This window comes from Stappia sp., assembly GCF_040110915.1.
Taxonomy (GTDB): domain Bacteria; phylum Pseudomonadota; class Alphaproteobacteria; order Rhizobiales; family Stappiaceae; genus Stappia.
Window position 1 is genome coordinate 2,466,548 of sequence record NZ_CP157793.1, and the last position, 24,499, is coordinate 2,491,046.

Annotated in this window: 25 protein-coding genes and 1 tRNA gene; 16 read left to right on the forward strand and 10 right to left on the reverse strand. The window is 69.0% G+C overall.

Annotated features, from left to right (window positions below):
* Window positions 1–2: 2 nt before the first annotated feature.
* The gene (locus tag ABL312_RS11060) at window positions 3–320 is read right to left on the reverse strand and encodes a DUF6949 family protein (RefSeq protein ID WP_349357430.1); all 318 of its coding nucleotides are present in this window, start codon (window positions 318–320) and stop codon (window positions 3–5) included.
* 230 nt (window positions 321–550) lie between these two features.
* Here ABL312_RS11060 and ABL312_RS11065 point away from each other — a divergent pair, with 230 nt between their 5' ends.
* Complete coding sequence (locus ABL312_RS11065) at window positions 551–1,267, forward strand: hypothetical protein (RefSeq protein ID WP_349357431.1); 717 nt, start codon at window positions 551–553, stop codon at window positions 1,265–1,267.
* A gap of 235 nt (window positions 1,268–1,502) precedes the next feature.
* Here the strand turns inward: ABL312_RS11065 and ABL312_RS11070 are convergent, their stop codons facing one another.
* Window positions 1,503–1,718, reverse strand: a complete 216-nt coding sequence (locus ABL312_RS11070) for a DUF3126 family protein (protein WP_349357432.1) — start codon at window positions 1,716–1,718, stop codon at window positions 1,503–1,505.
* Window positions 1,719–1,896: 178 nt separating this feature from the next.
* Entirely contained in the window at window positions 1,897–2,742 is an 846-nt protein-coding gene (cysE, locus tag ABL312_RS11075; RefSeq protein WP_349357433.1) for a serine O-acetyltransferase, read from the reverse strand.
* Between the two features lie 232 nt (window positions 2,743–2,974).
* On the opposite strand from cysE, the gene ABL312_RS11080 reads away from it, so the two are divergent.
* Window positions 2,975–3,793, forward strand: coding sequence for an enoyl-CoA hydratase (locus ABL312_RS11080; RefSeq protein ID WP_349357434.1), 819 nt, complete (start codon window positions 2,975–2,977; stop codon window positions 3,791–3,793).
* 557 nt (window positions 3,794–4,350) lie between these two features.
* Here the strand turns inward: ABL312_RS11080 and ABL312_RS11085 are convergent.
* Window positions 4,351–5,220 carry an alpha/beta hydrolase gene (locus ABL312_RS11085; protein ID WP_349357435.1) on the reverse strand — a complete coding sequence of 290 codons (870 nt, stop codon included), beginning with the start codon at window positions 5,218–5,220 and terminating at the stop codon, window positions 4,351–4,353.
* Window positions 5,217–5,984, reverse strand: a complete 768-nt coding sequence (locus tag ABL312_RS11090) for an alpha/beta hydrolase (RefSeq protein WP_349357436.1) — start codon at window positions 5,982–5,984, stop codon at window positions 5,217–5,219. Before ABL312_RS11090 ends, ABL312_RS11085 begins: the two co-directional genes overlap by 4 nt.
* A gap of 257 nt (window positions 5,985–6,241) precedes the next feature.
* On the opposite strand from ABL312_RS11090, the gene ABL312_RS11095 reads away from it, so the two are divergent.
* The 6 genes from ABL312_RS11095 (at window position 6,242) to ABL312_RS11120 (ending at window position 10,358) form a co-directional block, all read left to right on the forward strand.
* Entirely contained in the window at window positions 6,242–6,493 is a 252-nt protein-coding gene (locus ABL312_RS11095) for a zinc-finger domain-containing protein (RefSeq protein WP_349357437.1), read from the forward strand.
* A gap of 76 nt (window positions 6,494–6,569) precedes the next feature.
* Window positions 6,570–7,757, forward strand: a complete 1,188-nt coding sequence (locus tag ABL312_RS11100; protein WP_349357438.1) for an FAD-dependent monooxygenase — start codon at window positions 6,570–6,572, stop codon at window positions 7,755–7,757.
* 34 nt (window positions 7,758–7,791) lie between these two features.
* On the forward strand, window positions 7,792–8,538 hold the full coding sequence (locus ABL312_RS11105; protein WP_349357439.1) for a molybdopterin-binding protein: 747 nt from the start codon (window positions 7,792–7,794) through the stop codon (window positions 8,536–8,538).
* Between the two features lie 30 nt (window positions 8,539–8,568).
* Window positions 8,569–9,078: a xanthine phosphoribosyltransferase gene (gpt, locus tag ABL312_RS11110; RefSeq protein ID WP_349357440.1), complete on the forward strand. Its 510-nt coding sequence runs from the start codon at window positions 8,569–8,571 to the stop codon at window positions 9,076–9,078.
* A gap of 135 nt (window positions 9,079–9,213) precedes the next feature.
* Window positions 9,214–9,567 (forward strand): hypothetical protein, encoded by a 354-nt coding sequence (locus ABL312_RS11115; RefSeq protein WP_349357441.1) that lies wholly within the window; start codon window positions 9,214–9,216, stop codon window positions 9,565–9,567.
* Between the two features lie 77 nt (window positions 9,568–9,644).
* A complete protein-coding gene (locus ABL312_RS11120; protein WP_349357442.1) occupies window positions 9,645–10,358 on the forward strand; it encodes a L,D-transpeptidase in 714 nt (237 codons plus the stop codon).
* A 39-nt stretch (window positions 10,359–10,397) separates the two neighbouring features.
* Here ABL312_RS11120 and sfsA read toward each other — a convergent pair whose 3' ends face one another.
* From sfsA to ABL312_RS11135, 3 genes are all read right to left on the reverse strand, one after another.
* Window positions 10,398–11,102 (reverse strand): DNA/RNA nuclease SfsA, encoded by a 705-nt coding sequence (gene sfsA / locus ABL312_RS11125; RefSeq protein ID WP_349357443.1) that lies wholly within the window; start codon window positions 11,100–11,102, stop codon window positions 10,398–10,400.
* Between the two features lie 39 nt (window positions 11,103–11,141).
* Window positions 11,142–12,587 carry a TrkH family potassium uptake protein gene (locus tag ABL312_RS11130; protein ID WP_349357444.1) on the reverse strand — a complete coding sequence of 482 codons (1,446 nt, stop codon included), beginning with the start codon at window positions 12,585–12,587 and terminating at the stop codon, window positions 11,142–11,144.
* A 181-nt stretch (window positions 12,588–12,768) separates the two neighbouring features.
* Window positions 12,769–12,854, reverse strand: a tRNA-Leu gene (locus ABL312_RS11135).
* A 368-nt stretch (window positions 12,855–13,222) separates the two neighbouring features.
* On the opposite strand from ABL312_RS11135, the gene map reads away from it, so the two are divergent.
* The 8 genes from map to ABL312_RS11175 all read left to right on the forward strand — a co-directional run bounded on the left by map (window position 13,223) and on the right by ABL312_RS11175 (window position 20,511).
* Window positions 13,223–14,056: a type I methionyl aminopeptidase gene (map, locus tag ABL312_RS11140; RefSeq protein WP_349357445.1), complete on the forward strand. Its 834-nt coding sequence runs from the start codon at window positions 13,223–13,225 to the stop codon at window positions 14,054–14,056.
* 21 nt (window positions 14,057–14,077) lie between these two features.
* Window positions 14,078–14,788, forward strand: coding sequence for a DNA repair protein RadC (gene radC / locus ABL312_RS11145; protein WP_349357446.1), 711 nt, complete (start codon window positions 14,078–14,080; stop codon window positions 14,786–14,788).
* Window positions 14,789–14,922: 134 nt separating this feature from the next.
* Window positions 14,923–15,465, forward strand: coding sequence for a glutathione peroxidase (locus tag ABL312_RS11150; protein WP_349357447.1), 543 nt, complete (start codon window positions 14,923–14,925; stop codon window positions 15,463–15,465).
* On the forward strand, window positions 15,462–15,863 hold the full coding sequence (locus ABL312_RS11155) for a DUF393 domain-containing protein (protein WP_349357448.1): 402 nt from the start codon (window positions 15,462–15,464) through the stop codon (window positions 15,861–15,863). The genes ABL312_RS11150 and ABL312_RS11155 overlap by 4 nt, the downstream gene beginning before the upstream one ends.
* On the forward strand, window positions 15,853–16,353 hold the full coding sequence (locus ABL312_RS11160) for a DUF427 domain-containing protein (protein ID WP_349357449.1): 501 nt from the start codon (window positions 15,853–15,855) through the stop codon (window positions 16,351–16,353). The genes ABL312_RS11155 and ABL312_RS11160 overlap by 11 nt, the downstream gene beginning before the upstream one ends.
* Before the next feature lie 45 nt (window positions 16,354–16,398).
* Complete coding sequence (locus ABL312_RS11165) at window positions 16,399–17,964, forward strand: deoxyribodipyrimidine photo-lyase (protein WP_349357450.1); 1,566 nt, start codon at window positions 16,399–16,401, stop codon at window positions 17,962–17,964.
* A gap of 2 nt (window positions 17,965–17,966) precedes the next feature.
* The gene (locus ABL312_RS11170; RefSeq protein ID WP_349361392.1) at window positions 17,967–18,122 is read left to right on the forward strand and encodes a DUF2256 domain-containing protein; all 156 of its coding nucleotides are present in this window, start codon (window positions 17,967–17,969) and stop codon (window positions 18,120–18,122) included.
* A 124-nt stretch (window positions 18,123–18,246) separates the two neighbouring features.
* Entirely contained in the window at window positions 18,247–20,511 is a 2,265-nt protein-coding gene (locus ABL312_RS11175) for a bifunctional diguanylate cyclase/phosphodiesterase (RefSeq protein WP_349357451.1), read from the forward strand.
* Here ABL312_RS11175 and ABL312_RS11180 read toward each other — a convergent pair.
* Both ABL312_RS11180 and ppdK read right to left on the reverse strand, forming a co-directional pair.
* Entirely contained in the window at window positions 20,501–21,499 is a 999-nt protein-coding gene (locus tag ABL312_RS11180; RefSeq protein WP_349357452.1) for a methylmalonyl Co-A mutase-associated GTPase MeaB, read from the reverse strand. The genes ABL312_RS11175 and ABL312_RS11180 overlap by 11 nt on opposite strands.
* Complete coding sequence (ppdK, locus tag ABL312_RS11185) at window positions 21,496–24,183, reverse strand: pyruvate, phosphate dikinase (protein WP_349357453.1); 2,688 nt, start codon at window positions 24,181–24,183, stop codon at window positions 21,496–21,498. Before ppdK ends, ABL312_RS11180 begins: the two co-directional genes overlap by 4 nt.
* Window positions 24,184–24,499: the final 316 nt, after the last annotated feature.

Genomic DNA, 24,499 nt, shown 5'->3' on the forward strand with positions numbered 1-24,499 from the left:
TCTCACAAGAGCACGGTGAAGGCGAGCTGCAGCACGAAGACGCCGGAGCAGATGCTCCACATCCCGGCGATGGTCGACGACGCGACCAGCCAGCCGAGCGGGCGATGCTCGATCCGATGCCCCCGAATCGCATTGCGCATGATGATGAACGGCCCGGCGAACACGCACAGGAAGCCGGTCGCCACGCCTTTCAACCAGGTTTCCAACGAAATCGAAAACCGCAACGGCTCGCCCGTCACGAGCTGATAGAAACTTCCCAGAATCCCTGCCATCACGAAGCCGGCAGCACCGATGTAAGCGGCGATCGCCAAGTCGATCATAACCCCGTTAACCCCTCGTTAACCAATCTTCACGGAACCTTAAGCGCAAGCGCCCTTTGCTTCCAGCAAATAGCGTGCCGTTTGGCTTCGCGCATTAACCGACTGGTAACCAAGAAAATGGCGAACGCCGCCTGCCTTCTCCCGCCTCAGGACGGGACACGCGTCCCGCACCGGGACAGGCCCCGCGTCCGCGGGCCGCAGGCTTGTGCCGCCGGGGCCGGAGACCGCGCATGATGCCGATCACGCTGCCGACCGGCACAGGGATGCGCGCGCGGCATTTCACGCCCCTGGTTCTCGCCCTTGCGCTCGCCGGAACGGCGCTTGTCGCGCAGACCGTTCGCGGGTGGGTGTCCTATGCCCGCACACCCTCCTCCTTCAGCGAAACCCGGACCTCCCTGGAGACCGAGATGGCAGGCCTTGCCCTGTCGATCCCGGGGAACATGCTGCGCCACGGCCTGCCGCCCGCCGGGGCGGACCGGGCCAGCGACAGTCTCGATCTCACGGTTCTCTGGCCGTCGATGGAGGGGTATTCGCAGGCGAACGCGGACGCCTTCGCCGACTTCGGAGACACATCGCCCGTCATGTCCGTCGCGCTGCGCGCCGACGACGGGCAGATGGACACCAACACGCGCTTCGAGAAGGTGTGGCTGTCATTGGCGGCCGGCGATGCCTTGCCGGGCCCGGCGGGGCTTGCCCTGCTGCCGCTTGTCGCCGACAGCAGCGCGGGCACGGATTTCGTTGCCCATCGCAGCGAGAACGGGCAGTTGTTCGCCGCGCGCTGCTTCACCCCGCGCGACCGAAATCTCGCGGCGACCTGCCAGCGCACGCTCAGGAGCGAAACCGGCCTCGTGGTCAGCTATCGCTTCCGCCAGGCGCATCTTGCGGACTGGCGGAAACTGGACGGGGCCATGCGCGGCCTTGTCGCGTCCTTCGTGCGCGGCAACTGAGGCCGCGCCAGCGGCCACCACGCGGAAGCATTCCGTTCAACTGGGCCGTTTCATGCGCCCGGTACAAACGCGCCGTGCAAACACCCAGTAAAAGCCCCCTGTGCTCTCCACCTGTGCAAACACAACGGGGCGGGACGGCGACGCGATCCCGCGTGCCCATCCCGCCCCGTCAAATCCCGTTCCGAACCGTCGCCCCCCGCAAGGCGCGACATCGTGAACATCAGCGGCGGACCGCTCAGCCTTCCTCGAGGTCGAATTCGAGAATGGCCATCTGGAAATTCCAGCTCAGGTCCTCGTCGTCGTCATCGCGATACAGCACGCCGATGAATTCGTCGCCGATGTAGACCTCGGCCGAGTCGTCCTTCTTCGGCCGCGCCCGGACGGCAAGCTTCGGCAGTTCGAACTTCTTCTGCAGATAGGCCTCAAGCTTGCGGATTTCGTCAGGCTTCACGAAAAACTCCCTTCGGTTGACCGGCGCGCCGGTTCCGGTGATCTGATGACGCCGGCGGGCGCCCCCCGCCATGAAGCGCGCACACCACCATATTCCGCGCGGCGAACCAAGGGCGAACCGGCTCCTTTCCCCAAGGACCCCGTTCCACGCCCTGCCGCCCGCGACACCCTCTGACGCCTCAGTCGGCGGCCGCGCCGCTTCCCTCGTCGCTGACCAGAAGCTGATCCATGGTCCGCGACGGCTCGCTGCATCCGGCCTTGCCGACGACCCGCGCCGGCACGCCCGCCACGGTGGAGTTCGCCGGCACGTCGATCAGCACGACCGACCCGGACGCCACCTTCGAGCAATGACCGATCTCGATGTTGCCGAGCACCTTGGCGCCCGCGCCGATCAGCACGCCATGGCGGATCTTGGGGTGACGGTCGCCCTCTTCCTTGCCCGTGCCGCCGAGCGTCACGTTCTGGAGGATCGAGACATTGTCCTCGATCTGGGCGGTCTGCCCGATCACGATCCCGGTCGCATGATCCATGAAGACGCCGTTGCCGACCGGCACCGCCGGGTGGATGTCGACCTGGAAGATCTCGGAATTGCGGCTTTGCAGATAGAGCGCGAAATCGCGCCGCCCGCGCTTCCATAGCCAGTTGGCGAGGCGGTGGGTCTGCAGCGCGTGAAACCCCTTGAAGTAGAGCAGCGGCTCGAGAAACCGCGTGCAGGCCGGGTCGCGATCGTAGACGGCAACGATGTCGACGCGGAACGCATCCACGATTTCGGGACTGTCGGCCAGCGCCTCCAGATAGGTCTGCCGAATGAGCGACGGCGACACCACCACATGGCCGAGCCGGTCGGCGAGGCGATGCACCACCGCCTCCTCCAGGCGGTCGTGATTGAGCACGGTCTCATAGGCGAAGGACGACAGCGCCGGCTCGCAGCGCACCATGGCCTCCGCTTCCTCGCGCAATCGCTCCCACACGGGATCGTGGCGCGGCAGCCGGGCGGCATCCGGAAGTGACGTGGATTGCGGCATCGCAGCCTCCTGATCGTGACGCGGTGGCCCGGATCCTCGCCCGCTCGGGCACGGCAGCCCACCACGGCGGGCCCGGTTCACGCCGGGCCGGCGTTGGACGCATCATATAGCGATCCGGGGGCCGATGACCATAGGAGGCGCCAGGCGGGCGTCGCGTGGACAGCCGGCGCGGCGCCTGCCAAAACACGAGAGCCTGAAGACATGGACCCGTCGGTCCGATCTGGAGCCCTGCATGTCCGACATTTCTTCCGCCCCGCGCGAGACCGCCACGCCCGCCATCGCCACCCGCGTCGACGGCGCGATCGGCTGGCTCGTGATCGACAATCCGGCCCGGCGCAATGCCGTGACCCTCGACATGTGGCGGGCCATTCCCGACGCCCTCGCCGCGCTTGCCGCGACGCCGGGCGTGCGCGTCATCGCTGTGCGCGGGTCGGGCGAGGCCACCTTCGTCGCGGGCGCCGATATCTCCGAGTTCGAGACCGTGCGCCGCGACGCAACCTCGGCGCGGGCCTATGAAGCCTGCAACGCGGCCGCCTTCGACGCGCTGCGCGATTGCCCTCTGCCCACCGTGGCGATGATCCGCGGCTTCTGCCTGGGCGGCGGGCTCGGCATCGCGGCTGCCTGCGACATCCGCATCGCCGACGAAAGCGCGCGCTTCGGCATTCCGGCCGCGCGCCTCGGCGTCGGCTATCCGCCCACCGCCTTCGCCGATGTGGTGCGGCTCGTGGGACCGGCGCGCGCCAAGCTCCTGTTCTTCACCGCGCGCCGCATCGACGCACAGGAAGCCCGGCAACTCGGCCTGGTCGATCAGGTGGTTGCCCCGCAGGAGCTCGACACCGAGACCGCGCACATGCTGGAGGCCATCGCCAGCGGCGCGCCGCTGACGCTCCGCGCGGCCAAGGCGGGCATCGACGCGCTGACCGCAACGCTCGACCCCCAGGCGCTCGCCCACTGCCAGTCGCTCGCCGACGCCTGCTTCGACAGCGCCGACTTCAAGGAAGGGCGCACGGCCTTTCTCGAAAAGCGCACGCCGGTCTTTCACGGCCGGTGATCGCGGGCGCGGCGGCCAGGGTCGACGAACGGAAACGATGACCGAAGCCGCCGGCATTCCGGCGGCTTCCAAACGACGGAATCATTTCGTTAACCGATTCCGCTCAGCCTTGTCCCAAGAGCGCGCGGGGCCGCCTTGACGCGGCCGCGCCGGACTGATTCCGTGTCGCGGCGAGCACGGCTTGATTCTGTCTGGCAGGCACCTCGAGCGACACTTGAAGACCGCCGAAACCACCCGCCGCTCCAAATATTCGAAACCTGTGAATTTAAAGTGCCTTGAAGCCCCGTCTTCAAGCGATCCTCAAGCACGCTCACATGCAGGTTTAACTTTCGATTAACCATGTAAAATATTGATATAATTGGCTTCTACTAAATTCACAGGATGCGGCGACAGTCCGCGTACGTTCCCCGCGCCGGCGCGGCGTCCACAGGAGCGAAACTGCGGGGATATCGGGGATTTCAAAGGACGGGCGACCGGCGGAAGGCCACGCGCGCGCCACCTCGCGCAAGGCCCGCGAAAGCGCGGACGGGCGGCGGCGCCCTCGGCTCGCGAAGATGTCAGGCGGCGGCGAGACGGTCGAGGAAGGAGACAACCGCGCCGGCGAAGACGTCGTTGCGGTCGCCCGCGACCATGTGGCCGGCGCCGGCCACATCGGAGACCTCGGCATGGGGCACGAGCGTCAGGAACTCCTCCACATGCGCGTCGGTGACGAGCTCCGACTTGCCGCCGCGCACCAGCAGGACGGGGAGGTCGAGGGCCCGGGCGGCGGCGACCAGATCCTCCTCCGCGCGATGCGGGTCCTCGTCGTGGGCATGCTTGTTCTGGATGAACCGCGGGTCCCAGTGCCAGCGAAAGCGCCCGTCGGAATGCTGGCGCAGGTTCTTCGCCAGCCCGTCGAGACTGGACGGACGGGCGCGGTGCGGCAGGTAGCTGGCGATGGCGTCGGCGGCCTCCTCCACCGTGGCAAACCCGTCCTCGACGCGGTCCGCCATGAAGGAGAGGATCTTGCTCACGCCCGACGGGTCCATGCGCGGCGTGATGTCCACGAGCACCAGGGCCGACAGCGCGCCAGGCCTGAGCTTCCCCTCCGCCATCAGCGAGGCGATGCCGCCCAGCGACGCGCCGATGGCGATCGGCCGCTGGCCCGTTTCCCCGGCAAGCGTGTCGGACAGCGCCACGACGTCGCGCGCGTAGTCCAGAAAGTCATAGGCCCCGCTCGCCACCCAGTCGCTGTCGCCATGGCCGCGCAGGTCGACGCTCCAGGCATGCAGGCCGCGCTCGGCGAGACGCACACCGGTCGCGTCCCAGGCGTGGCGGGTCTGCCCGCCCCCGTGCAGCAGCAACGCGGGACGGCCGCCGTCGCCAAACTCGTCGGCGACCAGCCGGTTGCCGTCCGCGCCCGTGAAACTCCGCGTGCGATCGCTCATGCAGCCCCTCCCCCCTCGACGCTCTTGAGAAAGTCGAGCACGCCGGCCTTGAACACCTTGTCGCCCACCGCGACCATGTGATCGCGGTTGGGGATCTCGAGCACGCCGGCGCGCGGCATCAGTTTCGCAAGGTCCGCCGGCGAGCCGGCGATCTCGTCCCTGGTGCCGACGGCGACGAGAACCGGCTGCGCGATGCGCGCGACTTCGGCCTCGCTGATCTTCTGGCGCGAGGAGCGCATGCAGGCGGCCAGCGCCAGCCGGTCGGACTTGGTCTGCTCGGCGAAGGCGCGAAAGGCCCGCCCCGTGCGGTCGGTGATGTCGGAAAAGCGCTCGGCCTCCAGCGCCGAGGCGATGGGCTCGGGATTGCCGATGCCGGTGACCATGCCGTAGCCGAGGCCGCCGAACACCGCGCTGCGCACCCGCGTCGGGTGATTGAGCGTCAGAAAGGCGGAAATGCGCGCGCCCATCGAGTAGCCCATGACATCGACCCGGGCGAGGCCGAGATGATCGAGCAGCCGCCGGGCATCCTCCGCCATGGTCGGCGCGCCGTAGTCGTCGGGATTATGGGTGCCGGTGCTCTCGCCGTGACCGCGATTGTCGATGGCGATCACCCGCCGTCCGGCCTTGGTCAGCACATCCACCCAGCCGGGATAGACCCAGTTCACGGCCTTGTTAGAGGCAAACCCGTGGATCAGAAGGATCGGATCGCCGCGCCCCTCGTCGAGATAGGCGAGCTTCAGGCCGGCGGAGTCGAAATGGGGCATCCGGGTATTTACCTTGACGTAAACGTAATACGGGGCGGGCTTCACGATAGGCGCCCGCGCGGAAAATGAAAACCCCCTGCCGTACCCGCGGCGACCGGGCGGACGCGGCAGCGACCGCGCTTTCTGCAGCATTGCGGCGGCGCACGAACCTGCCCGGCCGGTTCCGCCTGGCGCGGTTCAAGCCCCCTGTTCAAGCAGGCCGTTCCTGCGTATGGTCCGCGCACTCGGCAACCCACTCAAGAAGACGGATGGATGCGATGGCGGATGGTGTCGTCCCCCACTTTCAAAACGACGGCGGCCTGGACAAGATCGAGATCGGCGCGAAGGAATTCCAGTGCATCGGCGCCAAGCCGCCCTTCGATCATCCCCACGTCTATCTCGACATGGGCGACGAGACGGAGATCGTGTGCCCCTATTGCTCGACCCTCTACCGCTACAATCCGGATCTCGCGCCCGGCGAGGCCGATCCGGCGCACTGTGTGTGGACGCCGGAAAGCAGCGCCGCCTGATCGCCCGGCCCGCCCGTTCGCACCGCAAGGACGGTGACTTGCGGGCGGCGCGCCCCTCTTCGGATTCCAGTCGCTCATGCGTGATCCGCTTTACATCGCCGGCGCCGGCATCGGCGGACTGACCGCCGCCATTGCCCTCGCGCGCCGCTCCCGGCCCGTCACCGTGCTGGAGCGCGCGCCCAGCCTGGAGCCGGTCGGCTCCGGCCTGCAGATCTCCCCGAACGCCTTTCACGTGCTGCGCGATCTCGGGCTCGAGGAGCCGCTGCGGCGTCTCGCGGTCGCGCCCGAGGCCATCAAGATCCTGTCCGGGCGTTCCGGTGCCGCCATCGCCGAGGTGCCGCTGGGACGCACCGCCGAAGCACGCTACGGCGCGCCCTATCTGGTGATCCATCGCGGCGACCTGCAACGTGTGCTGCTGGACGCCGCCGGCGCCACCCCCGACATCACATTGAGGCTCGGCACCCGCGTGCGCGACGCGCAGCAGGACGACGACGCCGTGCGGCTCGATCTGGAGACCGACGAGGCCGGCGATCACGCCCGCGCCGCCGCGCTCATCGGCGCCGACGGCGTCTGGTCCACGGTGCGCCGGCGCATCCTGGGGCTGCGTCAGGCGGTCTTCAGCGGCCGCACGGCCTATCGCGCGGTGCTGCCGATCGATGCGGTGCCACAGCGCTGGCGCACCGTGACCGGCCTGTGGCTCGGGCCGGATGCCCATGTCGTGCATTATCCCGTGTCCGCCGGCCGCCAGTTCAACATCGTCGCGCTGGTGAAGGAGGACTGGGACGCCGAAACCTGGTCGACCCCGGCCGACCCGCAGGCGCTGAAGGCCCGCTTCTCCGGCTGGGCGGCGGAGGTCCGGGAGCTTCTGGCGCTGCCGCAGGACTGGCTGAAGTGGGCGCTGTGCGGGATGGACCCCGGCACCACCTGGGTGCACGGCCGCATAGGCCTGCTCGGCGACGCCGCCCATGCGATGCTGCCCTTCGCGGCACAGGGCGCGGGCATGTCCATCGAGGACGCCGAGGCGCTGGCCCGCCAGCTCGAGGCGCATCGCGACGACCCGGCCCGCGCACTCGCCGCCTATCAGCACGAACGCCAGGACCGGGCCGAGCGCGTGTTGCGCCTGGCGCGCGCCAACGACCGCGTCTATCACCTGGCCGGACCGCTGGCCGTGGGGCGCGACATGGTGATGCGCGCCCTGTCGGGCGAGCGTCTTCTCGCGCGGCTCGATTGGCTGTATGGCTGGCGCCCGCCGCAGGCGCGCTGACGCCGCCCGAGCCCGAACCCTGGAAGACACGCGCATGACCACCGATCCGCAAAGAGATATCGTCACGGCGGGCTTCGTCGTTATCGGCGACGAGATCCTGTCCGGACGCACCAAGGACAAGAACATCGGCTATCTGGCGGAGTTTCTCACCGCCATCGGCATCGATCTGGTCGAGGTCCGCGTCGTGCCCGATGTCGAGGAGCGCATCGTCGAGGCGGTCAGGGCGCTGAGCGAACGGTGCACCTATGTCTTCACCTCCGGCGGCATCGGCCCGACCCACGACGACATCACGGCGGATGCGATTGCCCGGGCCTTCGGGGTCGGCATCGATCACGATCCGCGCGCGGTCGCGATCCTGCGCGCCTTCTATCCCGAGGGCCAGTTGACGGAAGCGCGGCTGCGCATGGCCCGCATCCCGCACGGCGCGGAGCTGATCGAGAACGCGGTCTCCAGGGCGCCGGGTTTCCGGATCGGCAATGTGCATGTCATGGCCGGCGTGCCGGCGGTCATGCAGGCGATGCTCGACGCCATCGCCCCGACGCTGAAGACGGGGCTGAAGATGCACACCGCCGCGATCGACGCCGATCTGCCCGAAAGCCGCCTCGCCGGCGCGCTCAGGGAGATCCAGGACGCGCATCCCGGCGTCATGATCGGCTCCTATCCCCGTTCCAACGACGGCCGCTTCTCGACGCAGGTCGTCGTGCGCGCCCGCGACACGGCCCTGCTCGAGACCGCCGAACGGGCGGTCCGCGCGGCCGTCGACAGTCTTCTCGCCCCCTGACCCGATTCGCCGCAACAGGACCGACACGCGATGGAAAACCCGAACCAGCCCAAGGCCTTTCCCGTTTCCTGGGACCAGTTTCACCGCGACAGCCGGGCGCTTGCGTGGCGCCTGTCGGGACAGGGATCGTGGGAGGCGATCGTCTGCATCACGCGCGGCGGGCTCGTTCCGGCCGCCATCGTCGCCCGCGAGCTCGGCATCCGGATGATCGAGACCGTCTGCGTCGCCTCCTATCACGATTATGAAACGCAAGGGTCGTTGAAGGTCATCAAGCCGGTCGACCCCAAGGTGATCGATCTCAACGGCGGCAAGGGGTCGAGCGTGCTCGTCATCGACGACCTCGTCGACACCGGCAAAACCGCCCGCGTGGTCCGCGACATGCTGCCCGACGCGCATTTCGCCACCGTCTACGCCAAGCCGATGGGCCGGCCGCTGGTCGACACCTTCGTGACCGAGGTCTCGCAGGACACCTGGATCTATTTCCCCTGGGACATGGGCTGGCAGTTCCAGCCCCCCATCGCGACGAGCACGCAGGGCTGACGCGTTCGGCGGCCATGCGCGCCGCGCAGGGCAGCTTCCCCATCGCGCAATTGTGACCCGGGCGTCCATATTTCGACGCAATTCCGAGGGCACTAAAGCGCCATGACGGACGTCGGCTCCCGGATTCGGCGCGCCTTGATCGCGCTTCTGCTGCTTGCCTTCACCGCCCATGCCGGCGGTGTGCTTTCGCTTGCGCAGGCCGCACCGGCGGGGGACGCATCCGGCGTCGCGTCGCCCCTTCGCGCCGGGGAGCCGCCATTGGGCGAACCGTCATTGGGCGAACCGCCAATGATCGCGGCGCCGGCGCCCGCGCCGGGCAACATCATGGCGATGCCCGGCTGCCAGCGCGTCACCGCCTGCACGCCCTACATCCTGCCCGACGGACCGAGGATCGTCGCTCCGCACCCCGCCCCCGTCGAACGGGCGCACACGCCGGTCAGCCCGCCGAAAGCCACCGCGATGGCAATCGAAACGCCGCCGCCGCGCTGAGACAGCCGCCCGTCCGTCTCCCTCTTCGCCGCGACCGCAGACACGGTCGTGTCGTTTTCTCATGCAATGTGATCCCGATGACCGATACGCTTCGCACCTCGTCCGGTGCCCTTTCCCGACGCGGCTTCCTGATCGGAGCCGCCAGTCTCGCAGCGGCCGGCTGCACCAGCCAGACCACGGGGAGCGCGCGTTACGGCGCCGTCACGACGCCGGCACGGCCCGCGATCGACCCCTACTATCTGTCGATGTACGCGGCGATGCCGCAGGAAGAATTCCCTGTTCCGGCCGTCGACCTGCGCAAGGTCGATCCGGTCTATTTCCGGCAGATCGTGCCCTACGCCACGCCCGAGAAGCCCGGCACGCTGGTCGTCGATACGCCCAACCGGTTTCTCTATCTGGTGATGGAGAACGGCCAGGCGATGCGCTACGGCTGCGGCATCGGCCGCGCGGGCTTCTCCTGGGGCGGACGCGCGCGCATCGCCTACAAGCGCGCCTGGCCGCGCTGGACACCGCCGGCGGACATGATCGCGCGCGAACCGGAACTCGAGAAATACCGAAACGGCATGGAGCCCGGCCTCGACAATCCGCTCGGCGCCCGCGCGCTCTACATCCACGAAGGCGGCCGCGACACGCTCTACCGCGTGCACGGCACGATGGAGGAATGGTCCATCGGCAAGGCGGTGTCCTCGGGCTGCGTGCGGCTGCTCAACCAGGATGTGATCGATCTCGCCGCGCGGGTGCCGAACGGCAGCCTGATCGTGGTGCAGCAGGGCGGCGACGCGGTCGCCTGACCGGCGCGCACGCTCCCCCGCGCTCCCGAACGAACCCGGTCACACGCGGAGCGTGACCGCACGCTCCGCCACGATCTCCTGCGGCGTGACCCGGCAGCCGATGGCATAGGCCTCGACGCCGCGCGCGCGCGCCTCGGCGAAGGCCGCCGCATAGGCCGGATCGATGTCGGCGGCAAGCGACAGCGCCGAGCAGTCCGGGCGCTGGACCAGATAAACCATCGCGGCGCGCGCGCCCTCGGCCACCATGTCCCCCATCTCCACCAGATGCTTCGCTCCGCGCGCGGTGACCGAATCGGGAAACTCGGCAAGCCCCGCGTCGCGCATCAGGTGGACGTTCTTCACCTCCACGTAGACCGGCCGCCCGTCGCCCTGCTCCAGCAGGATGTCGATGCGGCTGTTTTTCCCGTATTTCACCTCGCGGCGCAGGTCGGCGAAACCGGCAAGCTCGGGGATCGCGCCGGCGAGAAGCGCCTCCTCCACCAGTCGGTTGGGGTGGGCCGTGTTGATGCCGACCAGCGCGCCATCCGCTTCCACCAGTTCCCAGGAATAGGCGAGCTTGCGCTTGGGATTGTCGGAGCGCGAGAGATAGACGCGCAGGCCCGGCTCCTTCAGCCCCAGCATGGAGCCCGGATTGGCGCAATGGGCAGTGATCTCCTCGCCGGTTTCGTCGAGCACCACATCGGCCAGGAACCGCTTGTAGCGCCGCACGAGGCGGCCCGGAACGAGGGCTGAGGGAAAGCGCAAGGGACATCCTCCCGATAACGATGGCGGGGACGCCGGCCGTCAGCGCGACCAGAAGTCCGGGTCGAGCAGCACGATGACGGTGAAGAGTTCCAGACGCCCCATCAGCATGGCGAAGGACAGGATCCATTTCGCCCCGTCGGGCAGCGGCGCGAAATTGCCCGCCGGCCCGATGATCGGACCAAGCCCCGGGCCAACGTTGCCGACCGCCGTCGCCGCCGCCGACAGCGCGGTGACCAGATCGAGGTTGAAGGCGGCCAGCAGCAGCGTGATCACGCCGACCGTGCCCATGTAGACGACGAGGAAGGCCAGCACCGAGAACGACAGTTCCGGCGTCAGCCGCGTCTTGCCGTAGGATTCCGGCAGCACCCGGTTCGGCCGCACCATGCGCCGCAGATGCGCGCGCACGGTGCCGAAGAAGACCAGAAAGCGGAAGATCTTGATGCCGCCGGTGGTCGAGCCGGTACAGCCGCCGACGAACATCAGCAGCAGGCCGAGCACAACGATCGGCGGCCCCCAGGTGGTAAAGTCGCCATAGGCGTAGCCGGTGCCGGTGACGACGGCGATCATGTTGAAGGCCGACATGCGCAAGGCATCGGCGAAGGGCACCCGGTGTTGCAGGCCGAGGTAGACCGTGACGGCCAGCGACACCAGAACCACGAAGCCGATGAAGGCGCGCACCTGCGGGTCGCGCCACAGCGCGAGCGGCTCGCCCCTCAGCGCCTGGATGATCAGCACGAAGGGCAGAGAGCCGATCACCATGAAGACGATGGCGACCCAGGCGGTCGCCGGATTGGTGAAATAGCCGAAGGACAGGTCGTGCGTGGAATAGCCGCCCGTGGCGATCGTCGTGAAGGCGTGGTTGACCGCGTCGAAGACGCTCATGCCGGAGACCCAGTAGGCGACGCCGCACAGGAACGTCAGGAACAGGTAGGACACGCCGATCAGCCGCGCCAATTCGATGGAGCGGGCGACGATCTTCTCGCTGCGGTCGGAGCTTTCGGTCTGGAAGAGCTGCATGCCGCCGACGCGCAGATGCGGCAGCAGAACGATCGCCATCACGATGATGCCGACGCCGCCCATCCACTGCATCAGCGAGCGCCACACGAGCAGGCCCGGCGGCAATCCGTCGAGCCCCGACAGCACGGTCGACCCCGTGGTGGTGAAGCCCGACACCGCCTCGAAGACCGCATCCGCATAGCCCACGCCAAGCCACAGGAAGGGCAGCGCGCCGAAGGCCGGCAGCGTGATCCAGGACAGCGTCGTCAGCACGAAGGTCTGGCGCATGTTCAGCCCCTCGGCGAGCGACCCGCCGACGGCGACGGACATCAGGAGGCCGATCAGCCCGGTGATCAGCGCCGACATGACGAAGGCCTGCCAGTCGGCATTGCGCGCGGCTACATCCACCATGGCCGGGATCAGCATGGCGGTCGCCAGGCCCACGTAGAGGAAGCCGAGAACGTTGAGAACGGGGCGCAGCGAGATCACGTATCGGCGTCTTTCGTCGTCTGTGGTCAGGCAGTCCCGCCGGTCGCGGAGTTTCCGCGCTGCGCGCCCCCTCGAAGCCCGCGCGCCCCTCACGACCCGGCATCCGTCATACAGGACGCCGCGCGTCTTTTGCGGGACCCCGGCACCCCTTTTCGGAACATGCTACGCACGGCTCGGCACATGGTGCGGACGGCGGGACTCGAACCCGCATGGCGCAAGGCCGAGGGATTTTAAGTCCCTTGTGTCTACCGGTTCCACCACGTCCGCGTCCGTCTTTGGGTACCCCTCCGCGCGGGCGCGCGCAAGAGGCAAGCGCATGGTGTGAAGCGCGCGGGTGCAGCCAGTCCGCGAAAGCCGATTGCGCGGGCGCGCGCGTCGTTTTAAGGCTATGAAAACCTGCAAACCGCCGTGACCGGTCGCGCGTCGGCCGGGATCGAGACGTGGAGGCGGTCCGGACCAGTCCGGACGTCCTCCCGGCGCGCTTTCGACGCAGTCCGGCCCCGGACCGGACCCGAACGTCCCGGACCGGTCCCGGATACACCGGATCTGTCGGGGACGCCCATGACGAGACCGGCGAACGGCCAACGCGCGCCCGTCGCGGTGCGCGCCGAGCCCGCGCCCAACACGAGAAACCGATGGTCACTTACATCGACGCCGCCACCGCCCCGCTGAAGAACACCGGCCAGATCCGGCTCTACGATCCCGCGGATTTCGCCGCCATGCACAAGGCCGGGCAACTCACCGCCCGCTGCCTCGACGCGCTGACGGAGCTGGTGCAGCCCGGCGCCACCACGCAGCAGATCGACGACTTCGTCTTCGCCTTCGGCAAGCAGCACGGCGCGGTTCCCGCCACGCTGAACTATCGCGGCTACACCAAGTCGTGCTGCACCTCGATCAACCACGTGGTGTGCCATGGCATCCCCAACGACAAGCCGATGAAGGACGGGGACATCGTCAACATCGACGTGACCTTCATCCTCGACGGCTGGCACGGCGATTCCAGCCGCATGTATGCGGTCGGCAAGCCCAAGCGCGCCGCCGAGCGACTGATCGAGGTCACCTATGAATCGCTGCTGCGCGGCATCGCCGCCGCGAAGCCCGGCAACACCACCGGCGATATCGGCGCGGCGATCCAGTCCTATGTCGAGGCCGAGCGCTGTTCCGTGGTGCGCGATTTCTGCGGCCACGGCGTCGGCCGGCTGTTCCACGACATGCCGAACATCCTGCACTACGGCCGGCCCGGCGAGGGCATCGAGCTCAAGCCCGGCATGATTTTCACCATCGAGCCGATGGTGAACCTCGGACGTCCGCACGTGAAGGTGCTCGGCGACGGCTGGACGGCGGTGACGCGCGACCGCTCGCTGTCGGCGCAGTTCGAGCATTCGGTCGGCATCACGGAAGAGGGCTGCGAGATCTTCACCCTCTCGCCCGCCGGCCTCGACAACCCGGTGGCGCAAGGATCGCGTTGAGCGCACCGAGGGAGGCCGACGATGGGCACCGACGACAGCGGGTTCTCAGACGCCAGCGCGGCGCCGCACTATCACGGGCACCGCGACCGGCTGCGCCAGCGCTTTCGCGACGGCGGACATGAGGCGCTGCAGGACTACGAGATGCTGGAGCTGCTGCTCTTCTCGCCCATCAAGCGCGCCGACACCAAGCCGATCGCCAAGGCGCTGATCGCCCGTTTCGGCTCCTTCGCCGATGTGCTCGCCGCCCCGCCGGCGCGGCTTATGGAGGTCAAGGGCGTGGGCCAGCGGGTCGTCGACCAGCTGAAGCTCGCCCATGCCGTCTCGCAGCGCTTTTTGCGCGAGGAAGTGCGCAAGAAGCCGGTCCTCTCCTCCTGGTCGGCGGTGCTCGACTACGTGCGCACGGCGATGGCCTTTTCCGACCGGGAAGAGTTTCGCATCCTGTTTCTCGACAAGAAGAACGCGCTGATCGCCGACGAGGTGCAGCAGCGCGGCACGGTCGACCACACGCCGGTCTATCCGCGCGAGGTGATGAAGCGCGCGCTGGAACTCTCCGCAAGCGCGATCATTCTGGTGCACAATCATCCCTCCGGCGACCCCACACCTTCGCGCGCCGACATCCAGATGACCAATCAGATCGCCGAGATCGCCAAGCCGCTCGGCATCGCGCTGCACGACCACATCATCGTCGGCCGCGACGGACACGCCAGTTTCCGGGGCCTTCAGCTCATCTGACGGGCCGGTCCGCGCCCGCCCTTGCGACATTTTGCCCCGCCCACGTCCGAAAGGCCGCGGCGATCCGCGCCCCGCGCGAGGCCGTAGTCTCCCTCAAGCAAAGAGGGAGACCCGACATGCTTGCGAGGCTTGCCATGGCTTTGATCGCATCGCTTTTCGCCGGGTCGGCCGCCGCCGACCCCGAGCAAACCGCGCATGACTTCTCGCTGACCGCGATCGACGGCAGCGAGATGCCGCTCGCCGCCTATCGCGGCAAGACGGTGCTGGTGGTCAACACGGCGTCGCGTTGCAGCTTCACCCAGCAATATGCGCCGCTGCAGGCGCTCTATGAGGAGCATCGCGACAAGGGCCTTGTGGTGATCGGCGTGCCGTCCAACGACTTCGGCGGTCAGGAGCCGGGCACGGAAGCCGACATCGAGCATTTCACCCAGTCGGCCTATCGGGTGGATTTCCCGCTCACCAACAAGACCACGGTGGTCGGCGACAAGGCCACGCCGTTCTACAAGTGGGCGAGCGCGCAGGCCGGTCCGCTCGGCAAGCCGCGCTGGAACTTCCACAAATATCTGATCGGCCCGGACGGCCGGCTGGTCGACTGGTTCACGCCGATGACCACGCCGGACTCCGCGCGCCTGCGCCGCGCCATCGAGCGCAGTCTTGCGTCGGGAGGCGCGTCGTGACGCAGGATGACCACCGCCCGGCGCTCGAGGTCTTCCACGATGGCGACTGCCCCGTCTGCCGCATGGAAATCCGCTTCTACAGCCGGATCGACCGCGACGACGCGATCCGCTGGACCGATATTCTGACGCTGAGCGACGCGCAACTGCCGGTCGGCAAGACGCGCGACGATCTGCTCGGACGCTTTCACGTGCGCGACCCAGACGGCACCTGGCATGTGGGCGTCGATGCCTTCGCCCGCATCTGGCGCGCGCTTCCGGGTTTTCGGCATGCGGCCTGGATCTTCTCGGTGCCCGGCATCCGTCAGCTCGCGCAACTCGGCTATCGCGGCTTCCTGGCCTGGCAGCAGCGCCACCGCGCGGCGCGCGCGGAGTGCGAGGCCCGCTCCCATGCGGGATGAGCCCGGCCCGGGCGGCGGGCCGCGCCCGGTCGAATCCGTGTGGGATTACCCGCGCCCGCCGCGTCTCGAGGCGGTTGCCGAGCGCGTGCGGGTCGAGTGCGGCGCGCGCGTCCTCGCCGACACGCGGACCGCGATCCGGGTGCTGGAAACGAGCCATCCGCCGACCTACTATCTGCCGGTCGCCGATATCGACATGAGCGCCCTGGAGCGCGCGGTCCAGACGAGCTACTGCGAATTCAAGGGCATGGCGACCTACTGGTCGGTGCGTGGCGGCGGCCCGACGCTCGACGGCATTGCCTGGAGCTACGCGGCCGCTGCCGGCGCCTTCGCGCAGCTGCGCGACCATCTCGCCTTCTATGCCGTGCCCGAACTGGCCTGCTTCGTTGGCGCCGAGCGGGTGCGGGCGCAGGACGGACGCTTCTATGGCGGCTGGATCACCTCCTGGATCGCGGGCCCCTTCAAGGGCCGCCCCGGCACCGAATTCTGGTGAAGCCCTCCGACCTCCGCTGTCCCCTTCCACGCCGCGCCACAGTTCATGACAATCGTTCGCCCCCCGCTTCACGTCGTCTGGTTCAAGCGCGACCTGCGCTGTCAGGATCACCGCCCGCTCGCCGCGGCGGCCGCGCGGGGTCCGGTGCTGCCGCTCTTCGTCGTGGAGCCCGGCCTCTGGCAGGCGCCCGACATGTCGGCGCGCCAATGGGCCTTCGTGGCCGAGTGCCTGCACGACCTGCGCACGGCGCTCGCAGACCTCGGTCAGCCGCTGGTGGTGCGCGTCGGCGGTGTCATCGAAACGCTGGAGGCGGTTGCCGCACGCCACGGCATCGCGGCGCTGTGGTCGCATCAGGAAACCGGCAACGGCTGGACCTACGCCCGCGATCGCGCGGTCGGCGCCTGGTGTGCCGAGCGCGGCATCGCCTGGCATGAAGTGCGTCAGGACGGTGTCGTGCGCCGGCTCGCCAGCCGCAGCGGCTGGGCCCGCCGCTTCGACCGGGAGATGGCGGAGCCGCCCGCGCCCGCACCCGCGCTGACGCCGCTCGCCGGCATCGACCCCGGCGCGATCCCGCAGGCAGCCAGCCTCGGCCTTGCGCCCGACGCCTGCGCGGGGCGCCAGACAGGCGGTCGCCGCGCGGCGCGCGCCTGCCTCGACAGCTTCCTCACCGACCGAGGCAAGCCCTATCGCCGGGCGATGTCGAGCCCGGTCACGGCCGCACGCGCCTGCTCGCGCCTATCGCCGCACCTCGCCTGGGGCACGCTGTCGCTGCGCGAGACCCTGCACGCCACCCGCGCCCGCCGCGAGGCTCTGGGCGCGGCGGACGGCGCCTGGCGCGGGGCGCTGTCCTCCTTCGAGGCCCGGCTGCATTGGCGCGGGCATTTCATGCAGAAACTCGAGGACGCGCCCTCCATCGAGCACCGCAACCTGCATCGCGCCTATGACGGCCTGCGCCCGGCCGAAAGCGACGCGGCCCGCCTCGCCGCCTGGTGCAGCGGGGAAACCGGCCTCCCCTTCGTCGACGCCTGCATGCGCGCGCTCGCGGCGACCGGCTGGCTGCCGTTTCGCGCCCGCGCCATGCTGATGGCGGTGGCAAGCTATCACCTCTGGCTCGACTGGAAGGCCCCCGGAGCCCATCTCGCCCGCCTTTTCGTCGACTACGAACCGGGCATCCACTGGCCGCAGGTGCAGATGCAGTCGGGCACCACCGGCATCAACACCATCCGGATCTACAATCCGGTCAAGCAGGGGCTGGATCAGGACCCGGCCGGCACCTTCACCCGGACCTGGGTGCCGGAGCTTCGCGGCGTGCCGGACGCCTTTCTGCACGAGCCCTGGAAGTGGCCGGAGGCCGCAGGGCTGCTCGGCACGCGCTACCCCCGGCCGGTGGTCGATCACCTCGCCGCCGCGCGGGCCGCCCGCGAGCGCATCTGGGCGGTGCGCGACGGCACGGCCTTTCGGGCGCAGGCGGATCGCATTCAAAACCGGCACGGCAGCCGCAAGAGCGGCCTGAAGCAACGCGGCCAGCGGGCAAGTCGACCGGCCACGGGCACCGCGCAGCTGTCGCTGGATTTCGGCCCGCCCGACGACACTCCGGGGTCCCGCGCATGAAGATGCGCCGCAAGGGCGACCTGCCTCGCAAGATCTGCGCGGTCTGCGGCCGGCCCTTCGCCTGGCGGCGCAAGTGGGCGCGCGACTGGGAGGCGGTGCGCACCTGCTCGAAGCGCTGCCGCGACCAACGCCGCCGGTCTGCCTCGCAGCCCAAGTAACCCAGCGTCAGGTCTTTGCGAATCAAAAGAAAACGGTCACCTTGGTTGAGGGTGGTTAACTAGTTTTCGATGTCATTTATTAAAGGGATCGTGCAACCCTCGGTCGGGTTGAAGAGGGATTTGAATGGTCGCGACGAAGACTGACCACGGCGCACGACTGGCAAACGCGATCCTGTTCCCGGTCGTGGGGCTGGTGCTGCTTGCCATTGCCTTCTCGGTCGCACTGATCGCCTACACGTCGCAGTCCGCCGACCGGGCGGCGCTGGAGAGCGAGCGCCAGCTGCTCGACAACAGCGCGCACCTGCAACTGGAACTGCTGGCCAAGGAGCAGGAAGGCGCGGCCGTCTGGGATCTCACCGATTATTACACGCGTCCGCTGAGCCTCAACATCGACTGGCTCGACGTGAATCTCGGCCAGTGGCTCTATCCCAATCACGGTCACGACACGGTGGTTGTGGTCGGCGAGGACGGCGCACCGCTCTACGCGGCACTTGAGGGGCGCAGCGTCGACCCGCAGCAGATGCGCGATCTGGTGGCCGACATCTGGCCGCTCATCGCGCGCACCCGGGCGCGCTTCATCACCAGCTTTCGCCGCCTGCCATCGGGTCTCTATGTGATCGAGCGCCCGGCCAACGCGTTCACGCGGTCGATCCACGAGACCGGCTTCGCCTCGGTCGACGGCGTGCCGGCCTATGTGGCGGTCACGGCGATCTCCCCCGAACTCAAGCAGTTCGTGCCCGAGCGGCGCGCCCCGGCGGTGCTGGTCGGCGTCAAGAAGCTCACCGGCGAACGGCTCGCGGCACTGGAAAGCCGCGCCGGCGTCACGGGCCTGAGCGCGAGGGTCGACAGCGCCCCGTCGCCCGCCTCCGCCCATCTCACGCTGTCGTCGCCGCTCGGCGTTCCGGTCGGCTGGCTGTCGTGGAACGCCACCACGCCGGGCACGCAGATCCTGACCGGTGTCGGGCCGATGCTGTTCTTCCTGGCCGCGACCATCGCCGGCCTCACCGGCGTCGTGCTCTTCTACACCCGGCAGAACACGCGGCGCCTGGCGGAAAGCGAGGCACGCGCGCAACACGCCGCCCTGCACGACAGTCTCACCGGGCTCGCCAACCGCGAGTTCTTCGCCAACCGCTTTCGCGAGGAACTGACGGACTGGAGCGAGAACAAGGGCCTGATCGGCGTCTTCTACATCGACCTGGACCACTTCAAGGACATCAACGACACGCTCGGCCACGCGGCCGGCGACGACGTGATCCGCGAGGCGGCGCGCCGGCTGCGCGTGCTCGTTCCGGAAAACGCGACGCTGGCGCGCATCTCGGGCGATGAATTCGCGCTGGTGCTGCCGAATTGCGCGTCGCGCGCCGCCCTGGAGTACATTCTCAAGCGCCTTCAGGACCGCTTTTCGGTGCCGATGTTCGTCAACGGAACGCATCTGCACGTCAGTCTCAGCGTCGGCGCGGCGATCGCGCCCGACGACAGCCTGTCCATGGGAGAACTGCTGCGCAAGGCCGATATCGCGCTCTACTCCGCCAAGGCGGGCGGGCGCGGCCGCTGGGCCTTCTTCGACGAGGGCATGGAAGAGCACGTGCGCACGCGCGAGAACCTCGCCCATGCCCTGCGCGACGCCATCGCGCACGACCGGCTGGACGTGGTCTATCAGCCCCAGACCACCATCGACGGGGTCAAGGTGCTCTCCGTGGAGGCGCTTCTGCGCTGGAACGATCCGGTGATGGGCAGCGTCAGCCCCAGCGTGTTCATTCCCATCGCCGAGGAAATCGGCCTGATCAACGAAGTCGGCCTCTATGTGCTGCGCCGGGCCTGCCGGGACGCGGCAGCCTGGCCGGAGCTCGGTCTGGCGGTCAATGTCTCGCCGAGCCAGTTCCGCCATCCCCGCTTCATCGAGGATCTGCGCGACACGCTGTCGGCCTGCGGGTTCGAGCCGCGGAGGCTGGAGATCGAGGTGACGGAAACCGTCTTCGCCGACAGCGACGTCGACATCCTCCAGGTGCTGCAGCAGGTGCAGGAGCTCGGCATTCGCGTCGCGCTCGACGACTTCGGCATCGGCTATTCGAGCCTGAGCTACCTGCGCCGCTTCCCCTTCGACACGCTCAAGATCGACCGCAGCTTCATCGCCGACCTCGAGGTCGCCCCGCATGCGCATGCGATCCTGTCGACGATCATCGACCTGGGCGAGGCGCTCGGCATGAAGGTGGTCGCCGAGGGCATCGAGACCCGCCAGCAGGCGGCGATCCTGCAGCGCACCAACTGCGACCGGCTTCAGGGCTTCTACCTGTCGCGGCCCGTTCCGCCCGGGGAGGTGCCGGCCGTTGTCGCGCGGCTCGAGGGGCACGAGTCACGGAAGGAGCGGGGCGTCCAGCTCAGCGCCTGAAGACCTCCCCGCCGTCCTCCGCGCGGCCATCCGCGCGCCGCGGTCCCGCCGCCAGACGCGCGCGCATGTCCGCATCCAGGGCGGCGATGGCCGCGAAGGGCCCCGACGTCTCCGCGATCGCCCGCTCCACGTCGCAGCGCGCCCGTCCCACCGTGCCGAAGCGGCGGGTGATCGTGTCATCCACCCAATGGCGCGCCTGGGCGCGCCGGCGCCTCGCGCATCGCCCGTCGGCCTCCGCGGCATCGAGATGCGTATCGCAGGCGGCGACGAAGGCGTCGAGCCCCTCCCCGCTCGCGGCCGACACCAGCAGCACCTCGGGCAAGGGCCCCGCGCCGGCGGGGCGCGACAGCGAAAGTGCCCCTTCCACATCCGCCCGCGCACGGCGGGCGAGCGCGCCCATGTCGGCCTTGGTGACGGCGACGAGATCGGGCAGTTCCATCACGCCCGCCTTCATGAACTGAAGGCTGTCGCCGGATCCGGGCTGGATGCACAGGGCCAGCGTGTCGACGGCATGGACGACATCCGCCTCCGACTGGCCGATGCCGACCGATTCCACGATCACCCGGTCCATCACCGCGCGCATCAGCACGACGCCGGCGATGGCGTGATCCGACAGCCCGCCGAGACGGTCCCGCGCGGCCATGGAGCGCACGAAGACGCCTGTGTCCTCAGGATCGGTGCTGAGCCGCGTGCGGTCGCCGAGCAGCGCGCCGCCGGTGATCTGCGACGAGGGATCGACGGCGATCACGCCGACGGTCTCGCCACGGGCCCGAAAGGCCTTGATCAGCGCATTGGTCAGCGTCGACTTGCCCACGCCCGGCGGCCCGGTGAGACCGAGCACGCGGGCGCGCGCCGCGCCCTCGGCCGCGTCCAGAAAGCGCGCCAGCGCCTGTTGGTCGGTCTCGGTCTCGACCGCCGTGAGGGCGCGGGTCAGGGCTGCCTTGCCGCCCGCGCGCAGGGCCTCGACGGTGTCCGGACGGCGGATCATTCGGCCGCGTCGCGCGCCTCGCGCGCCCGCGACAAAGCGGATTGCGCCGCCGCCAGCCGCGCGATCGGCACGCGGAAGGGCGAGCACGACACATAGTCGAGCCCGAGCGACTCGCAAAAGGCAATGGAGGCCGGATCGCCGCCATGCTCGCCGCAGATGCCGAGCTTGAGATCCGCACGCACCGAGCGCCCGCGATTGGCGCCGATCTCGACCAGTTCTCCGACGCCATCGCGGTCGAGCGTGACGAAGGGATCGCGCTCCACCACCCCGAGGCGCTGGTAGCTGCCGAGGAAGGAGGCCGCGTCATCGCGCGAGATGCCGAAGGTCGTCTGCGTCAGGTCGTTCGTCCCGAAGGAGAAGAACTCCGCCGATTCCGCGATCTCGGCCGCGCGCAGGGCGGCGCGCGGCAGCTCGATCATCGTGCCCACCTGATAGGCGACGGCGGTGCCGGTCTCGCGCGCCACCATCTCCGCCATGGCGTCGATGCGCGCGCGCACCAGATCGAGCTCCGCCTTCATGCCGACGAGCGGCACCATGATCTCCGGCGTGACCGGCGCGCCGGTCGCCTTGGCGGCCGCGACCGCGCCCTCGAAGATGGCGCGCGCCTGCATTTCCGCGATCTCCGGATAGGAGACCAGCAGCCGACAGCCGCGATGCCCGAGCATCGGGTTGAACTCGCGCAGCTCCAGCGCGCGCTCGCGCAGCCGCTCGACGGACACCTGCATCGCGGACGCCACCTCGGCGATTTCCTCGTCGGTGTGCGGCAGGAACTCGTGCAGCGGCGGGTCGAGCAGGCGGATGGTGACGGGGAGGCCCTGCATGATCTCGAACAGCTCGGCGAAATCGCCGCGCTGCATCGGCAGCAGCTTGTCGAGGGCGGCACGCCGGCCGTCCTCGCTGTCGGAGAGGATCATCTCGCGCACCGCCAGGATGCGCTCGCCGTCGAAGAACATGTGCTCGGTGCGGCACAGGCCGATGCCCTCGGCGCCGAACTCGCGCGCGGCGCGCGCGTCGGCCGGCGTTTCGGCGTTGGTGCGCACCGCCATGCGCCGCCGCGCGTCGGCCCATTCCATCAGCCGGGCGAACTCGCCGGACATCTCCGGCTGCAGCATCGGCACCTCGCCGACCAGCACCTGCCCGCTGGTGCCGTCGATGGTGATGCGCTCGCCCTTCGACAGACGCCGCCCGGCCACGGTGAGCGTGCCCGCGCGGTAGTCGATGCGCAGCGATCCGGCACCCGACACACAGGGTTTGCCCATGCCCCGCGCCACCACCGCCGCGTGGCTGGTCATGCCGCCGCGCGTGGTCAGGATGCCTTCCGCGGCATGCATGCCGTGGATGTCCTCCGGGCTGGTCTCGACGCGCACCAGGATCACCGGCCGGCCGGCGCCGCGCGCTTCCTCGGCCTCGTCGGAGGAGAACACGATCTCGCCCGAGGCCGCGCCCGGCGAGGCCGGCAGACCGCTGGCGAGCACGTCGCGCTCCGCCTTGGGATCGATCATCGGGTGGAGAAGCTGGTCGAGGGCGGCCGGATCGACGCGCATCACCGCCTCCTCCGGCGTGATCAGGCCCTCGTCGGCCATGTCGACGGCGATCTTGAGGGCGGCGCGCGCCGTGCGCTTGCCCGAACGCGTCTGAAGCATCCACAGGCGGCCGCGCTCGATGGTGAACTCCAGGTCCTGCATGTCGCGATAATGGCCCTCGAGACGGGCGCAGATCTCCTGGAACTGGGCGAAGGCCTCCGGCATCGCCGTTTCCAGCGACATCGCGTCGGACCCGGCGGCGATGCGCGCGGCTTCGGTGATGTCCTGCGGCGTGCGGATGCCCGCGACCACGTCCTCGCCCTGCGCGTTGATCAGGAACTCGCCGTAGAGCGCCTTCTCGCCGGTGGAGGGATTGCGCGTGAAGGCGACGCCGGTGGCCGAATCCGTGCCCATGTTGCCGAACACCATGGCCTGCACGTTGACCGCCGTGCCCCAGTCGTTGGGGATGTCGTGCAGCCGGCGATAGGTGATCGCCCGCGCGCTCTCCCAGGAGCGGAACACGGCGCTGATCGCGCCCCAGAGCTGCTCGTGCGGATCCTGCGGGAAGGGCGTGTCCAGCTCTTCCTCGACCAGCGCCTTGTAGCGCGCGATCAGAACCGTCCACTCGTCCGCCGACAGATCCGTGTCGAGCGTGTGCCCCTTCTCGCTCTTGTAGGCCTCCAGGATTTCCTCGAAGGCGTGATGGTCGAGCCCCATCACCACATCGGCGTACATCTGGATGAAGCGGCGGTAGCTGTCGTAAGCGAAGCGCGGATCACCGGAGGCCTTGGCGAGCGCCGGCACGGTGGCGTCGTTGAGGCCGAGGTTGAGGACGGTGTCCATCATGCCCGGCATCGACACGCGCGCGCCCGAGCGCACCGAGACGAGCAGCGGATTGTCGAGATCCCCGAACCGCTTGCCGGTGATGGCGGCGACCGCCTCCAGCGCCGCGTCGACCTGCTCGCTCAGCCCCTCGGGATAGGTCTTGTCGTGCGCATCGAAATAGGTGCAGACCTCGGTCGTGATCGTGAAGCCCGGTGGCACCGGCAGCCCGAGATTGCACATCTCGGCCAGATTCGCGCCCTTGCCGCCCAGAAGGTTCCGCATCTCGGCGGTTCCCTCGGCCTTGCCGTCACCGAAACCGTAGACCCATTTGGTCATTGCCCGCACATCCCTTTCTCGGCGCCGCATCGCGGGCCCGTCCGCCCGCGTGCCGCGCCAGCACGCCACAGTCCGGTCGGGGCCGTCCCGTCCCGGACGTTCCCCCCTTAAATGATGCAGTGCATGAAACAAAGGGTTTTCCGCAAGGCGAAGCCCGCATCTCGTTGTCGCGGACGGGTTGCGCACCATATCTCGCAGGACGAAACGGGCACGGCGAGCGGCGCGGCCACCGGCGCACCCTGCGGCACGGTGCGCGGCCACCGGCGCACTCTGCGGCACGGTGCGCGGCCACCCCGGCGCACTTTGCGGCACAGTG